General features: G+C 69.1%; 11 protein-coding genes. 6 read left to right on the top strand and 5 right to left on the bottom strand.

The features are described from left to right. Positions 1-55: 55 nt before the first annotated feature. Positions 56-2,167: an acyl-CoA dehydrogenase gene (locus ACFVWR_RS17820; protein ID WP_387215293.1), complete on the bottom strand. Its 2,112-nt coding sequence runs from the start codon at positions 2,165-2,167 to the stop codon at positions 56-58. Positions 2,168-2,386: 219 nt separating this feature from the next. Between ACFVWR_RS17820 and ACFVWR_RS17825 the strand changes: the two genes are divergently transcribed. Further along, on the top strand, positions 2,387-2,920 hold the full coding sequence (locus ACFVWR_RS17825) for a helix-turn-helix domain-containing protein (protein ID WP_387215296.1): 534 nt from the start codon (positions 2,387-2,389) through the stop codon (positions 2,918-2,920). Beyond that, entirely contained in the window at positions 2,917-4,149 is a 1,233-nt protein-coding gene (locus ACFVWR_RS17830; protein WP_387215299.1) for an MFS transporter, read from the top strand. Before ACFVWR_RS17825 ends, ACFVWR_RS17830 begins: the two co-directional genes overlap by 4 nt. 74 nt (positions 4,150-4,223) lie before the next feature. Here ACFVWR_RS17830 and ACFVWR_RS17835 read toward each other — a convergent pair whose 3' ends face one another. Then, positions 4,224-4,688, bottom strand: coding sequence for a DapH/DapD/GlmU-related protein (locus tag ACFVWR_RS17835; RefSeq protein WP_387215302.1), 465 nt, complete (start codon positions 4,686-4,688; stop codon positions 4,224-4,226). 147 nt (positions 4,689-4,835) lie between these two features. Between ACFVWR_RS17835 and ACFVWR_RS17840 the strand changes: the two genes are divergently transcribed. Next, positions 4,836-5,429, top strand: a complete 594-nt coding sequence (locus ACFVWR_RS17840) for a YdeI family protein (protein ID WP_387215305.1) — start codon at positions 4,836-4,838, stop codon at positions 5,427-5,429. Positions 5,430-5,444: 15 nt separating this feature from the next. Here the strand turns inward: ACFVWR_RS17840 and ACFVWR_RS17845 are convergent, their stop codons facing one another. Both ACFVWR_RS17845 and ACFVWR_RS17850 read right to left on the bottom strand, forming a co-directional pair. After that, positions 5,445-7,271, bottom strand: a complete 1,827-nt coding sequence (locus ACFVWR_RS17845) for a glycoside hydrolase family 3 protein (protein WP_387215308.1) — start codon at positions 7,269-7,271, stop codon at positions 5,445-5,447. Continuing rightward, positions 7,271-8,593, bottom strand: a complete 1,323-nt coding sequence (locus tag ACFVWR_RS17850; protein ID WP_387215311.1) for an MFS transporter — start codon at positions 8,591-8,593, stop codon at positions 7,271-7,273. The genes ACFVWR_RS17845 and ACFVWR_RS17850 overlap by 1 nt, the downstream gene beginning before the upstream one ends. Positions 8,594-8,713: 120 nt before the next feature. Between ACFVWR_RS17850 and ACFVWR_RS17855 the strand changes: the two genes are divergently transcribed. Continuing rightward, positions 8,714-10,141 carry a TetR/AcrR family transcriptional regulator gene (locus tag ACFVWR_RS17855; protein WP_387215314.1) on the top strand — a complete coding sequence of 476 codons (1,428 nt, stop codon included), beginning with the start codon at positions 8,714-8,716 and terminating at the stop codon, positions 10,139-10,141. Between the two features lie 105 nt (positions 10,142-10,246). Here ACFVWR_RS17855 and recQ read toward each other — a convergent pair whose 3' ends face one another. After that, on the bottom strand, positions 10,247-12,343 hold the full coding sequence (gene recQ, locus ACFVWR_RS17860) for a DNA helicase RecQ (protein WP_387215317.1): 2,097 nt from the start codon (positions 12,341-12,343) through the stop codon (positions 10,247-10,249). Between the two features lie 95 nt (positions 12,344-12,438). Between recQ and ACFVWR_RS17865 the strand changes: the two genes are divergently transcribed. Both ACFVWR_RS17865 and ACFVWR_RS17870 read left to right on the top strand, forming a co-directional pair. Then, a complete protein-coding gene (locus ACFVWR_RS17865) occupies positions 12,439-12,987 on the top strand; it encodes an NUDIX hydrolase (RefSeq protein ID WP_387215320.1) in 549 nt (182 codons plus the stop codon). A gap of 15 nt (positions 12,988-13,002) precedes the next feature. Next, entirely contained in the window at positions 13,003-14,448 is a 1,446-nt protein-coding gene (locus ACFVWR_RS17870) for a hypothetical protein (protein WP_387215323.1), read from the top strand. Positions 14,449-15,163 lie beyond the last annotated feature (715 nt).

The raw sequence follows: 15,163 nt of genomic DNA on the forward strand, positions 1-15,163 counted from the left end.
GTTGGGACCCCTCGATGGGCTGGCGGCGCCAGCGGCGCTGGCGGCGCCAGCGGCGTCAGCGCTTCTTGGGCTTGAGAGTCTTCTCGTCGACGGGGGCGGTGCCGGAGGCGCGCTGCTCGGCGTAGTAGGCGCGGGCTTCCGCCTGGCGCTCGGCTTCGGCGCCGGTGGCGATCTTGGCGCGCACGAGCTCTGGGCCGTATCCGAACGCATCCACCAGGTCGACCGCGTGCGGGCGGATGCGCGTGAGCAGCCGGTCGATGTACGCGCTGACGGCCTGGGCTCGCTGCGGGGAGAGACGGCCGTGGATGAGGTACCACGACAGGTGCTTCTCGATCAGTCCGAAACCGAACAGGTCGCGCAGCCAGGTGAGAACCTGCTTCGTGCCGGCGTCGGGGGCCTGATCGAGCGCATCCGTGAACGCCTCCCACTGGAGCAGCTCGGCGTGGGCGCGGGCGGCCTCGATCAGCTCGTTCTGCTGAGAGTTGAAGAGGTCGGCTGCGGCCTTCTTGCCGAGCTTGTTCGCGGAACGCAGGCGTCCGGCGACATCACCGACCATGGCCTCGACGCGGCCGGTGAGCAGCTCGCGCTGCGTGCTCGGCTCCTGCAGCCAGTTGACGGCTCGCGCGGTGGAGCCGAAGTCTTTCACCGTCTGGGCGACACTGCGGAGGCCGGTGCCGTGGTACGCCTTGCCGGCCGCCTGCGTGACGACGTAGCGGGCGAGGGCGCCCGCATCCGCTTTCGCGAACTTGCGGCTGAAATCGGTGAGCAGACGCTTGGCGACGAGCTGCAGCAGAACGTTGTTGTCGCCCTCGAACGTCACGTAGACGTCGAGGTCGGCGCGCAGCGAGGTGAGCCGGTTCTCGGTGAGGAAGCCCGCACCGCCGCAGGCTTCGCGGGCTTCCTGCAGAGTGTCGAGGGCGTGCCACGTCGAGAGCGGCTTGAGGGCGGCCGCGATGGTCTCGAGGTCTTGCCTGTCGGCATCCGTGGCCGCTCGTCCGCTGAACACGTCGTCGAACTTGTGCAGGAAGACCTCGTGCGCGAAGCTGCCGGCGTACGTGGTGGCGAGCAGCGGAAGCAGGCGTCGCTGGTGACGCTGGTAGTCGAGGATGACCTCCTCGTCGGTGTCGCTGCCCGCCGTGAACTGGCGGCGCTGGTCGCCGTAGGTGATCGCGATCTTGAGGCCGATCTTCGCGGCGTTGATAGCGGACCCGTCGAGCGAGACACGGCCCTGCACGAGGGTTCCGAGCATCGTGAAGAAGCGGCGACCGGGGCTGTCGATCGACGAGGTGTACGTTCCGTCTTCGGCGACATCGCCGTACTTGTTCAGCAGGTCGAGGCGCGGCACCCGCACGCCGGTGAAGTGCAGACGGCCGTTGTCGATGCCGTTCAATCCGCCCTTGATGCCGTCGTCTTCGCCGCCGATCCCGGGCAGGAAGTCGCCGTTCTCCTCACGGATCGGCACGTAGAACGCGTGCACCCCGTGGTTGACGTTGTTCGTGATCAGCTGCGCGAACACCACGGCGGCGATGCCGTCTTTGCCCGCGTTGCCGAGGTAGTCCTTCCACGCACCGCGGAACGGGGTGTCGATGACGAACTCCTGCGTCTCGGGGTCGTAGGTGGCGGTGGTGGCGACGGATGCGACATCCGACCCGTGTCCCGTCTCCGTCATGGCGAAGGCGCCCGGCACGTCGAGCGACATGATGCCCGGAAGGTACTTCTCGTGGTGGTATTGGGTGCCGAGCTGAAGCACGGCCGCTCCGAAGAGGCCCCACTGAACGCCCGACTTGATCTGCAGCGACGGGTCTGCCGCAACGAGCTCTTCGAACCCGGCGATGTTGCCGCCGTTGTCTTCTTTGCCGCCGACGCTCTTCGGGAAGGCGCGATGCACCTGGCCGCTCTCGACGAGCAGCTTGAGCTGCCCGAACACGCGCGCCCGCTGATCGGCGAGGCTGAGACCCTCGACCTTCTGCATCTCCGGCCGGCTCGACAGCTCACGGGAGGCGAGCCGGATCTCCGCCCAGTCGCCGAGCAGCTGCAGGCCGAGCGCTTCGACGTCGACTCGGGGCGCTGCGCCCGTCGGGGCGGCAGTGGTCTGTGTGGGGGCGGATGCGGGCGTCGGGGTGGGCGCATCCGTCGATGTGGTGGTGCGCGCGGCAGTGTCAACCATGAGCGTTCCTCTTCGATCTCGCGGGGATCCTTTCACCGTAGAACCGCCTGGCGCGATCGCGAAGTCGTCGGTGTGCGGCCTACAAAGGGCCGCCGGATGCAGCGGCGCACGTTTGCGGAATGCTCCAATCGCGAGGGGCGTCTTGTGCGCGTATCGACAAGCCGACCGACCTCCAAAGAACAATTTGACAGTGGACGCCCGAGCCGCCAAGCTGAACCGGTGACCGAACGAGAGACCGACCTGCGGGGGCTGCGCGTCCTCGCGCATCCGCTTCGACTGCGTCTGCTGTCGCTCGTGAGCGGGCAGGCGCTCAGCGCAGCCGAAGCCGCGCGCGAGCTGGGGGATACGCAGGCGAACATCAGCTATCACCTGCGGCGACTCCACGAGGCCGGGCTGGTCGAAGTCGCCGAAGAGGTGGCCATTCGCGGCGGCCGTGCCAAGCGGTACCGGCACGATCCGGCCAGCTCGGAAGGCCTGGGCCACGGTGAGGAAGGCCTGCCGGTTCTGATGTCGGCCATGGCCGCCGAACTCACGCGACGGTCCGTTCTGTATCGGCTCGGCACGGAGACGTCGTTCACCGACGCCGAGTTCTGGGTCGACGACGCCGCCTGGCAGCGCGCGCTGGCCCTCGTGCGCGAGGCTGGCATCGTGCTGGCCGACGCGGCGCGCGCGCCACGCACGCCCGAGACGCGCCCGGTCAACGCGACCATCGCGCTGTTCGAGCTCGATGCGACGGCCGGAGCACTGCCGTGAGCGAGGGGTACCTGGATGTGCTGCGCCTGCCACACGCGGCGCGCCTCTTCGCGACGGCGCTCGTGGGGCGGCTCTCGTTCGCGACGATCACGCTCTCGCTGCTGCTCAGCGTGCAGGCTGCGACAGGCTCGTTCGCCGCCGCGGGCGCTGCGACCGGAGCCTTCGGCCTGGTGAACGTGGTCGCTTCGCCGTTCCGCGCGCGATGCGTCGACCGGTTCGGCGCCAGCCGCGCCCTGCTCGTGATGGGCGCGCTCTATTCCGCGGCACTCGTGGCCGCGGCTCTCGCCTGCATCGGGCAGGCCGCATCCTGGACCCTTGTCACTCTGGCGGGAGTCGCCGGGCTGTTCGCTCCGCCGCTCGGCTCCACGATGAGGGTCATCTGGGCGTCGATCGCTCCGAACCCGCGCATGCTCATGCGGGCATACAGTCTTGACGCGGTCGCCGAAGAGGTGCTCTTCACCACCGGACCGTTGCTCGTCGGGCTGCTCGTCGTCGTGGGGACACCCGTCTCCGCGCTGTTCGTGACCGCCGGGGTCGCGCTGGTCGGAACGACCTCCTTCGCACTGGCCAAGGCGGTGCGCAGCCGGCCGGGCATGACGAGCGCGCCGCACGCCCACGAGCGACCGCTGCGTCAGAGCGGCTTCTGGGTCGTGCTCGTCGCTCTCGCCGGGGTCGGGGTCGTGCTCGGAACCGTCGAGACCGCCGTGCCGGCCTTCGCGGCGGAGCACTCGTCCGCTGCGCTCGCGGGCGTTCTGCTCGCCGTCCTGTCGGCCGGGAGCGGCGTGGCCGGACTCCTGTACGGCCGGCGCTCGTGGGCTTCGCCGCTCGCTGTGCGACTCGTCGCGTTGAGCGTCGCGCTCGCGGCGGTGAGCGGGCTCGCCGCCTTGGCTTCGAACGCGCTCCTTCTGGGCGCGATCCTCGTCGGCATCGGGGCGTTCCTGGCGCCGACGATCGTCACCGGATACCTGCTCGCGGATGCGCTGACCGCCGAACACGTGCGCAACGAGGCCTCCACGTGGATCAACACCGCGGTCAACAGCGGCGCCGCTGCGGGGGCGGCGTTGGCGGGTCTGCTCGTCGACCGCACCACGACATCCCTCGCCTTCGCCGTCGGCGCGGGCATCGCCGTAGCCGCCACCCTGACTGCGGCCTCGCGGCTGCGGTCGGTGCAGCGCGCGGTGCGAAACCGCGCCAGCGACGACGAAGCCCTCCCCGAAGGGAGGGCTTGACGTCCCATGGTGGGCGGGGCGCTGGGGTGAGCGCGGCTGTCCTTGATGCGCGCCCACCTCAAGCGGGAGCGCGACTAGGCGGCGCGGCGGGCGTCGCGGCCGGCGCGCGGCGCCGGGCGCAGCGGGGCCGAGAGGGCGGCGCGAGCGGCCGCCGAACCCCGCAGTTCGAGAACGGTGCCGCTCGCGACCTGCAGGTCGCGTTCGATGCGTGCGCCGTTGCCGACCATCACGTTCGTGCCGAGCTTCGCGTTGCTGCCGATCCGCACACCACTGCCGACGATGCTTCCCGCGCCGACGTGCACGTTGGCGCCCACGAACGTGCGGTCGCCGACCGTCACACCGCGGTCGATCCAGCTGCCGGCGCCCACGTAGGCGTCGAGCCCGACACGGGCATCCGCCTCGACATACGCCGTGGCGTCGATGTATGCCGACTCGGCGACACGCGCCGTCGGGGCCACAAGCCCGCGGCCGTTGCTGTGCCTTTTGTACTTGATCACGGCGCCGGTCTCGTCTTCGAGCTCTTCGATCATCCTTGCCATCGCATCCTCCTCGAGATCGTCGCAGAAAGGTTCATTCGGATAACACCTAGCCCGGAAAGATAATTCCCTGGCTGTGTTGCAGAACCTGGGACTGTACACGTCGTATTCGTACCAGACACCGGGTTCGGATCGGAGCATGATCGGTGTATGGCAGAACACGAGACGATCTACCCCGCCAGCGCGGCCGAATGGCGCGACTGGTTGCTCGCACACCATGCCGATACTGCGGGCATCCGGCTGGCGCTCGCCAAGAAGGGGTCAGGGCTGCCGAGCCCCGATTGGGATGCGGCCGTGCGGGTGGCGCTCTGCTTCGGCTGGATCGACGGCCGGCGCAACGCGCTCGACGAGACCCATTTTCTGCAGAGCTTCACGCCGCGCAAGGCGCGCAGCACCTGGTCGCAGCGCAACCGCGACCTGGTCGCCGAACTCATCGCATCCGGTGACATGACCGAGGCCGGGATGCGGGAGGTCGAGCGTGCGAAAGCCGACGGACGCTGGGATGCCGCCTACCAGCGGGTGTCCGACAAGTCGCTCCCGGAGGATTTGGCCGCAGCGCTCGCCGCGAATCCGGAAGCCGCCGCCTTCTTCGAGACGCTCACCAGCCAGAACCGTTTCGCGATCGTCTTTCGCACGAGCAACGCCCGCCGTGCCGACACCCGCGCTCGTCGCGTCGCCGACTTCGTCGCCATGCTCGAGCGTCACGAGACCATCTACCCGCAGAAGACCGCGCCCGCACCCTGAGCCGAGCGGCGCGAGCTAGTAGCGCAGGCCGTGGCCGAAGCGGAAGAGCGGGTCGGCGGTGTCGAACGGCACGTCGGGACGGCTGGCGCGCACCGCATCCATCGTCGAGGGAAGCTCCATCGGAAGACTTCCCTGGGGTGACGCCTCGCCGAACAACACGTCGAGCAGCGCTCGGTTGCCCGCACCGAAGTCGGCGAGGATCGCTGCCGCCGTTTCGGCGAAGGGCGTGAGGATGGCGGGACGGTCGAGGAAGACCTGCACCACCGTCGGCACCGCGCGGGCGATCGCGAGCACCTCGTCGATCGTCTCTTGCGGAAAGTCCAACGATCCGGCGTGGAAGAAGTTCTCGAACACGGTCGCGCGCACCTCGAACGGCGCGTGCAGACGAACGATCGCAACCTCCGCCTCCGCAGGGCTGTCGACGACGGTGGCATAGTCGGCCACGGTCTCGGCGTCGAAGCCGCTGGCATACACCCGCACCCCCCGCTGCAGTGGCAGCACCGGCGCGGCAGCACCGGCAGGGACGCGATTCGTGAGCAGTGTGACGGCTGCGCGCTGGGCGGCCTCACCGGCGGCGACGAAGGATGCGTTGCCGACCACCTCTGCCGCGCGGGCCACATCCACGTACCGCTGGTCGAAGAGTCCGAGCACGAACTTCTCGCGCAGCAGACGCCGCGCCGACACGTCGACGCGCTCTTCGGTGATCTCGCCGGAACGCACGAGATCGACGAGCAGCTCGGGGATGGCCTCCCCGCCGAACTGGTCGGCGCCGGCGTTCAGCACCTTGACCATCCGTTCGCGCGGCGACAGGTGCTCCACGCCCCAGGCGCGGGCCGGGAACGGCTGACCGGCGATCTCGGCGTCGCTGAGGAGCCCCCAGTCGGTGCAGACGATCCCGTCGAAGCCGTACCTCTCACGCAGCAGTCCGGTGATGACCGACTTGTTGAACCCGAACCCGACCTCTTCGTACTCGGTGCCGACGGGCAACCCGTAGTACGGCATGATCTGGCTGGTGCCGGCCTCGAAGGCGGCCTCGAACGGCTTGAGGTGAAGCTCGAACTCGCCGCCCGGATACACCTGCTCGCGGCCGTAGGGGAAGTGCGGGTCTTCGCCGTCTTTCTGCGGCCCACCACCGGGAAAGTGCTTCGTCATCGTGGCCACCGAATCCGGGCCGAGCGTCGCGCCCTGGAAACCACGGATGTAGGCGGCGCCGAGCTTGGCGGTGAGTTCGGCATCCTCACCGAACGTCGCCACCTGGCGAGCCCAGCGCGGCTCGGTGGCGAGGTCGATCTGCGGGTGAAGTGCGACCCGGATGCCGACCGCCGTGTACTCCTGTCGTGCGATGTCGCCGAACTCCTCGACAATGCCCTCCGAGCCGATCGCCCCCAGGCCGAGCGTCTCCGGCCACTGCGAGAACGGGCCGGCCACCATCGAAGCGCCCGGGTTCTCGCTGAACGAGTGCCGTGGATCGGTGGAGAGGGTCACCGGGATGCCGAGCCGCGTCGACCCGGCGAGCTCCTGCAGCCGGTTGTGCCACTCGGCCATCTGGGCCGCGGTCTCGGCCGCACCGAACACGTTGAAGTGGCTCATGTTGCGACCCTCGACCATCTCGACGGTCGAAGGGATGCCGAACACCGGTTCGCCGTCGGAGAGCCGGCTGCCGTCGCCCAGGGTGATCATGGTCTGGAAGAAGAGGCCCGCCTTCTCTTCCAAGGTCATCTGACCGAGCAGGTTCTCGACCCGCTCGGCGATGGGCAGCGAGGCGTCGCGGAAGGTGGGGTCGACAGCGGGGCCGCCCGGCGCATCCCGAATGGTGTCGGTCGGCTCGATGGTGTCGGTCATTACTTCACTCCTTTGATGCGGTAGACGAGAACTGCTCCGGCGAGCGAGGCGAGGGCGCCGAACAGGTACCAGACGGCGTAGCCTCCGAGCGGTGTCGCCATGCCGACCGCGATGATGGCCGGGGCGATCGCGGGTGCGATCGACTGCGGCAGCGCGTTGGCGATGTTCAGCACTCCGAGGTCTTTGGCGGTGTCGGCCCGGTTCGGCAGCACCTCCGTGGCGAGCGCCAGGTCGACGGAGAAGAATGCTCCAGCGCCGAGGCCGACGATGCCCTGGGCCAGGATGACGATGGCGACGCTCGGAGCGAAGGCGAGCACCACGAGCCCGACCACCATGATCAGGCCGGCCGCGGCGACGAAGGGGCGACGCTTGCCGAAGCGGTCGGACAGGATTCCGCCGATCGGGCTGGACACCGCCATGAAGAGCGTCGACACCACGTTCGCGATGAGGATCGTCGTGATCGCCTCAGCCTCGCCCAGGTGGAACTTCTCCCCCAGGTAGAACGGAAGAAATGTGGCGATGCCGACGTAGCCGAACATCACCAAGAACTTCGTGAGCCAGGTCCAGCCGAAGTCGGGGTGTTTGCGCGGGTTGAAGACGAAGGAGCCGAGAAACTCCTTCACGCCGAACTTCGCGGCCGGCTTCTTCTCGAGACGACGGTCTTTCAAGAACAGGGCGAACAACGCCGCGAGCAGCAAGCCGAGTGCTGCGGGCACCGCGAAGCGTCCGACGTCGCCGGAGAAGGAGTTGACCAGAAACGAGCCGCCGAGAATCGCGAGCGGCGTCGTGATACCGACGATGCCGGAGGCCTTCCCCCGGCGTTCTGCCGGAACCTGATCGGGCAGCGTCGCGTTCGCCGCGGCGAGCACCGCGTTGAATGCCGCCTGCGCGAGACACCAGCCGACGAGCACGATGGCCACAGAGTTCGCCACGCCGATGAGCGCGAGCGCCAGGAACCCGATGGTGGCGCCACCGAGAACCCACGGCTTGCGCATCCCGAGCCGCGAGGTCGTGCGGTCGGACAAGCGGCCGGCCAGAGGATTGGCGATCAGCGCGAACAGTGCGCCGACGCCGAGCACGAGACCGAGCGAATTGGTGGCCTCAGTCGCATCAGCGGTGATGTGCTGGAGCTTGAAGGCCATCGAGACCATGACCGGCGTGAGCACCGCGACGTAGACGCCGAAGTTCGCCAGCGCGAGCGTCGGGATGAAGGAGCGGGCCTCACGCTGGGGAGGCGTCCAGTCACCGCTCGGAGCGGCCTCATCGATCGCCGCCCCAGTGTTGGGAGCGGTCGGCGGCGGGAATTCTGACGGCAATGTCATCGGGGGTTCCTTTCACAGAGCGAACCACCTTCGGTTCGTCTCAGCCTTCGTCGGCTTGGAAACAGTGTACGACGAAATTCGACCGATTGGTAACAAAGCCTGACAGAGTATTCTCGAACGGTGGATGCGGGGGTACAGGTGGCATCGGAGCCGGCGACTCCGCGACGAAACGCGAGAGGCATCGCGCGGCGCGAAGAGATCCTCGACGCCGCCGGCGCCCTGTTCGCCGACGTCGGTTTCGGCGGGGTCTCGTTGCGTGACATCGCGGCACGCGCCGGACTGTCGCATCCGGGGCTGCTGCGCCACTTCTCGTCGAAAGACGAACTGCTGCTCGCCCTGCTCGACCGCTACGAGGTGGCGAACGAGGCCTGGCTGGAGGCCGTCGACGCGGTGGGTCGGCTGGGCGGGAGCGGCGAAGACGCGAAGCTGGTCGCCGGACCGCAGTCACTGGTGCGGCTCGCCGAGCGCAATGAGACGCTCCCCGGATATGTGGCGCTCTTCACGGCACTGGCGGGGGAGGCGACGAGCGTTGCGCATCCGGCCCACCCGCACTTCCGCGAACGCTACGCACGACTGCGCCGGCTGACCACCGCCCAATTCGAGACCGCACTGGCCGCCGGATCGCTCAGACGAGACGTCACCCCTGCGGATGAAGCCGTGCGCCTCGCAGCCGCGTGGGACGGGCTTCAACTGCAATCGTTGTATGAACCGGAGCTCATCGCGGTTCCCGAACGGCTGCGAGCGCACCTCGCCTGGTTGGCCGGAAGCGGTGAGCGGGTGTTGCCGGATGCGAGCGCGGCAGCGGGCGGGGCGGCCGAAGCGGAAGCGGAAGCGGGTGCAGGCGGGGCAGTAGGTGTGGGCGAGCTCGGGCCGACGACGCGATCGCTGATCGCGGCGGCCGCGGCGGCCCAGCCGGACGCGGACGACACCGCCGGGTACGCTCCTGGCCGGGCGCGGCGCATCCGGATCGTCGACGACGCGATGTCGCTGTTCGCCGCGGGCGGCTTCACGGCCACAAGCCTGCAAGAAGTCGCGGACAAGGTCGGCATCACCAAGTCGACGCTGCTCTACCATTTCCGGTCGAAAGACGAGCTGTTGCTCGCCGTTCTCGACCGCCGCGACCAGTTCTCGATCGCCGCGATCCCGCGCTTCGCCGGGACGGCACGGGAGCGGCTGGACTCTCTGGTCGACGGCGCCCGCCGCAACGCGGAACAGCCGGGCCTGGTCGAGCTCTACAGCGTGCTCGCCGGCGAAGCGACCAGCCCCGACCATCCGGGACACGCGTTCTTCCGGGCACGGTTCCAGATGATGCGCTCGTTCCTGCACGAGACATTCGCCGATCTGGAACGCGAAGGGCACCTGGCCGCCGGATCGGACCCCGAGCGCGAGGCCGTGTGGTTCCTCGCACTGTGGGACGGCCTGCAGTTCCAATGGCTGTACGACCGTGGGGCGGTCGACATCGCGGGACAGCTCAGGGGACACCTGGACGGGATCGTCGTCGACCCGCCGGAGATTTCAGGGCCCGGGACGGCGAGTCATCCGTCGTAACGGACTTTCGGCCAGATTCGTGCCAAACCACCGTCGCCGGCGGGAGGCAAGCGGGAGACAGGCGGGGGCGGTGGGGGCAGGCGGGGACAGGCGGGACAGGCCGGGTCAGACGGGGGCGGTGACGACGGCGAGGAGGGCCTCGCCGTAGGCTTCGCGCTTCTTCGCGCCGATTCCGCTGATGCCGTCGAGGTCGCCGATGGTAGCCGGGCGGGCGGCGGCGATGGCGCGGAGGGTGGCGTCGCCGAAGACGATGTAGGCGGGCACGCCTTGGCTTCGCGCGGCCTCTGCGCGCCACGCACGAAGCGCCTCGAAGAGCGGCTGGTCGGCGGGTGCGAGATCCGCGACTGCCGCACTGCGCGAGGCTCGCGCTGGGCGTTCCGGGCGGTCGGGCTCGCGGCGCAGGATGACCTGCCGGTCTCCGCTCAGCACTGTTCCGCCCTCGGTGCCGATCGTGAGCACGCCGTACTCGCCTTCGGGGCGCAACAGCTCCTGGGCCAGCAGCTGGCGGACCACGCCACGCCACTGGCTGTCGCTCAGGTCGGCGCCGATGCTCCAGGTGGCGAGGTTGTCGTGGCCGTACTGGTCGACCCGAGGTGTGCGCTTGCCGCGGAGGATGTCGATGAGGTGGCCGGCACCGAAGCGCTGGTTGCGCTCGCGCTGCAGACGCACGACGGTCGAGAGCAGCTTCTGCGCGGGAACGGTTCCGTCCCAGCTCTCGGGCGGGGTCAGACAGGTGTCGCAGTTGCCGCACGGTTCGGACTTCTGGCCGAAGTAGCCGAGCAGGTTCACCCGGCGGCAGCTCACGGTCTCGCACAGCGCGAGCATCGCATCCAGGTGCTGCGTCATGCGACGACGGTGAGCGAGGTCGCCCGGGGAGTCGTCGATCATGCGCCGCTGTTGCACGACATCGTTGAGGCCGTAAGCCAGCCACGCCGTTGACGGCAGCCCGTCGCGGCCGGCTCGACCGGTCTCCTGGTAGTACCCCTCGACCGACTTCGGCAGATCGATGTGGGCGACGAACCGCACGTCGGGCTTGTCGATGCCCATTCCGAAGGCGATGGTGGCGACGACGACGATGCCCTCTTCACGCAGGAACCGGGCCTGCGTCGCCGCTCGCACCCCCGCATCCAGTCCCGCGTGATACGGCAGCGCCTTGATGCCGCGAGCGCTGAGGAACTCGGCCGTCTTCTCGACCGTGTTGCGCGAGAGCCCGTAGACGATGCCCGCGTCGGTGGGGTATTCGGTGGTGATGAACTCGAGCAGCTGTTTGCGCACCTCGGTCTTCGGCACGATGCGGTACTGGATGTTTGGGCGATCGAAATCGGCCACGAACTGCGCAGCGCCCTCCAGCTTGAGGCGAGACGTGATCTCTTTGTGCGTCGCCTCCGTGGCCGTCGCCGTGAGCGCGATACGCGGAACGTCGGGCCACCGCTCGGCGAGCTCGGAGAGCGCGAGGTAGTCGGGGCGGAAGTCGTGCCCCCACTGCGAGACGCAGTGGGCCTCGTCGATGGCGAAGAGCGAGATCGTTCCTCGGTCGAGGAAGCGTTTGGTCGCCTCCGACGAGAGCCGCTCGGGGGCGACGTAGAGGATGTCGAGCTCGCCTGCGAGGTAGGCGCGCTCGACCCGCGACCGCTCGGTGCCGTCTTGCGTGGAGTTGAGGAAGGCGGCGCGCACTCCCACCGCGAGCAGGGCATCCACCTGGTCTTGCATGAGGGCGATGAGCGGCGAGACCACGACACCGGTTCCCTCGCGCACGAGCGACGGGATCTGGTAGCAGAGACTCTTGCCGCCACCGGTGGGCATGAGCACGACCGCGTCGCCGCCGCCGACGACCTGGTCGATGATCTCGGCCTGCTGCCCGCGGAACGAGTCGTAGCCGAACACCGTCTTCAAAGCCTCTGCCGGGGATGCGAACTTCGAGCTCGACGCGCGCGGCACCGGCGGCGTCGCACGGGCGGAGGACGCGGCAGGCGGCGCGGTGGTGGCGCTTCTGCCGCCGGGCGCGGACGCGCTGCCGAAGTCGACCGGGCCCCCGCGGTAAGCGCCGGTGGCGCGGCCGGACGAGCCGCCTGGCTCGGCGAGGAAGGCCGTATCGGCGGGGTAGGCCGCATCGGCGGGGTAGTCGGGGAACGGCGGCTCGAACTCCTCCGGCGGCGCATCGCGCTCGTCGGGCTCCCAGGGCTCTTCCGCATTCCAGCTCATTAGTCGATCGTAACGAGCGGGACCGACGCCCGAGCACGACGCGGTCGGTTCTGTGGACAAGTCGTCGAACAGGTCGACTGTGGAAAGATCATCCGATGCCCCACCTCCACACACGCGACGGCGAGCACGACCTCACCGCGAGCGCCTTCATCGTGTCGACGTCGACGGGTGAGCCACGCATCCTCGTTCATCGGCACAAGAAGCTCGGCGTGCTTCTCCAGCCGGGCGGCCACGTCGAACTCGACGAGGATCCTTGGACGGCGGTGTTGCGCGAGATCCGCGAAGAGAGCGGGTTCGCGCCTGAAGAGCTCGAGGTGCTGCAGCCCGCCGAACGGCTCACCGCCCTGTCCGGCGCGGTGGTGCATCCTCAGCCGGCCTGCATCGACACCCACCCGGTCGGCGACCTCGATCACAAACACATCGACCTCGTCTACGCGTTCGTGGCGAGGTTGGAGCCTGCTGGCGAACCCGCCGCGGGCGAATCGCCGGACCTGCTGTGGATGACCGTTCCCGAGCTGCGCGCATCCACCGCAACGTATGCGAACGTCGTCGAAATCGCAGAGTTCGTCGTCGACGTGTGTCTCCCCAACTGGGACAGGGTGGGCGCCCGCCGGGTCACCGATTCTCACTCGCAATCGGATTGATGGCAACATCGTCCCGTGAGCGACGAAGAAGACTTTCGCCCGGGGGCACAGGATGAGCAAGCGAACAGCACCGCGGCCGAGCCATTGGGCGGCCTCGCGGCGGTGAGCGGTGGCGCCGCGGGTGCCGCCGTGAGCGGTGCAGAGGCGCGCGGTGCAGAGGCGCGCGCCGCGGAGAGCAGTGCAGACGCGAGCGCCGCCGGTGACGCGGACAGTGGCAGAAGCGCGGACGCCGCGGACTCCGTTGCCGATGCGTCTCCTGCCGGACGTGGTGGCGCAGAGAGCGAGCCGGCGACGGCAGGGGCAGCGCCGACCGCGCCGGCGAGACCGCGGTCGCGGCTCTGGGTGACGGTCACGGCATCCGTCGTGCTCGCGGTCGGCGCCGTCGTCGGGGCCGGATGGGGGTGGCAGGCGTTCGCCACCGAGCGCACCGCGGTGGCGCAGCAGCAGGTGACGGCGGCGTCGAAAGCTCTGAGCGATGTCACCGACCTGCGGGGAATGGCGCTGGACAAGGCGCGCGCATCGGTCGCATCCATGAACGGGTTCATCGAGCATCCGCGCCCCGACTACCTTGGCGAGGCCACGGCGAAATCCCTCGCCGACGCGCAACAGAAGTTGAAGACGACGAGCGCCGACCTCACCTATCGGGCGTTCGACCCGCCGCGCGTCTCTGCGGCGAGCCCCGATCTGATGCCCTGGACTGTCATCGCCGATGTGCAACGCAAGCAGCAGCTGACGCAGCGGGAAGACGCCACCGGCCGTGCCCGCGCCGCCGAGCTGAAGTCCCTCACCGCCGCGCAGAAGTCGTTCGCGACAAGCGCCTCGGCCGTCTACAAGGAGCTCGCGGCGCACGGCGAGGGCGTGCTGACCGCCGATGGTTCCGCGACATACGCGAGCAAGATCGAGCTGCGCCACGCCATCGACGACGGCAAGAAGGATGCGACCTCCTCGCAGTTCGGCGGCTCCGGCCTGCTGCAGATCATCACGGCGATCGACGGCGTCAACGCGGCACAGACCGCCGGCGAGGCCGCGAAACAGGACCCGGCCTATCCGGTGCGTGCCCAGATCGAAGACTACGCACGGTCGATCGCGCACGGCGTCACGCTCGACTTCGAGTGGCACGAACTGGTCAGCGGGCTCGGCGAAGGGTGGTACTCGGGCACGACGATGTACCACGATGGCGACGGCGGCTGGGCCACGATCGACCTCAACTTCGAGCTGCAGGAGGGCTGGAGCTACGGAGATGTGGATGCGAGAGCCCTGATCACGCACGAGGTCGGCCACGCGCAGGTTGTCCGCCCCGAATGCAAGACCCTGTTCGACGGACCGACCTTCAACCGGGACGACGAGATGTGGGCCACCGCCTGGGCGATCGCGATGGGGTTCGACACCCCCGGTTCGGGCACCTCCGCATACGGACGCCCCAGCGACGAGCAGATCGCCGTCGCCGGGCAGTGCCGCTGACGCATCCGTTGTTCGGCGTCCGCGGTGCTGCGTCGGTTCCGCTGCACCGTTCGGCCTGAATGGGCAGTGCGGCCGACTGTGGCCGTTCCGATCGAGTGGTGCCACTGCGGTCGAATGAGGCCGGCGCACCTGCCACATTCGACCGCACCGGCCACTCTCGCGGCGAAGAGCAACACTCACGGCGAAAGGCAACGCTCGACGCGAACAGGCACCCTCGGCAAGCCCATCCGGGCGGCGCCGCGCCGAATGTGGCTGCTGCGGTCGAGAGTGGCCGGCACAGCTGGCACATTCGACCGCACCGGCCACGCTCGCGGGCAAGGGCAACACTCGCGGGCAAGGGGAAGGGCAACGCGCGGCGCGAACAGGCACACTCGGCGAGCCCATCCGGGTGGCGCGGCGCCGAATGTGGCTGGTGCGGTCGAGAGTGGCCGGCACAGCTGGCACATTCGACCGCACCGGCAACACTCGCGGGCAAGGGCAACACTCGCGGGCAAGGGCAACACTCGCGGAAGGGCAACACTCGCGGAAGGGCAACACTCGCGGAAGGGCAACACTCGCGGGCAAGGGCAACATTCGCGCGGAAGGGCAAGGGCTCGGCTAAGGGTAACGCTCGACGCGATGGCGGCGACGGCGGATGCGGAGAGGCCCGGGCTGCCGATGGGGCAGACCGGGCCTCGCGCGGCGACGCCGCCGGTAGCGGCGCCCGCGGGGCGCC

This window comes from Leifsonia sp. NPDC058292, assembly GCF_042880955.1.
Lineage (GTDB): Bacteria > Actinomycetota > Actinomycetes > Actinomycetales > Microbacteriaceae > Leifsonia.

Coding starts and splice junctions, on each gene's coding strand:
- ACFVWR_RS17820 (WP_387215293.1), bottom strand. CDS start 2,167: ATGGTTGACACTGCCGCGCGCACCACCACATCGACGGATGCGCCCACC.
- ACFVWR_RS17835 (WP_387215302.1), bottom strand. CDS start 4,688: ATGGCAAGGATGATCGAAGAGCTCGAAGACGAGACCGGCGCCGTGATC.
- ACFVWR_RS17840 (WP_387215305.1), top strand. CDS start 4,836: ATGGCAGAACACGAGACGATCTACCCCGCCAGCGCGGCCGAATGGCGC.
- ACFVWR_RS17845 (WP_387215308.1), bottom strand. CDS start 7,271: ATGACCGACACCATCGAGCCGACCGACACCATTCGGGATGCGCCGGGC.
- ACFVWR_RS17850 (WP_387215311.1), bottom strand. CDS start 8,593: ATGACATTGCCGTCAGAATTCCCGCCGCCGACCGCTCCCAACACTGGG.
- recQ (WP_387215317.1), bottom strand. CDS start 12,343: ATGAGCTGGAATGCGGAAGAGCCCTGGGAGCCCGACGAGCGCGATGCG.
- ACFVWR_RS17865 (WP_387215320.1), top strand. CDS start 12,439: ATGCCCCACCTCCACACACGCGACGGCGAGCACGACCTCACCGCGAGC.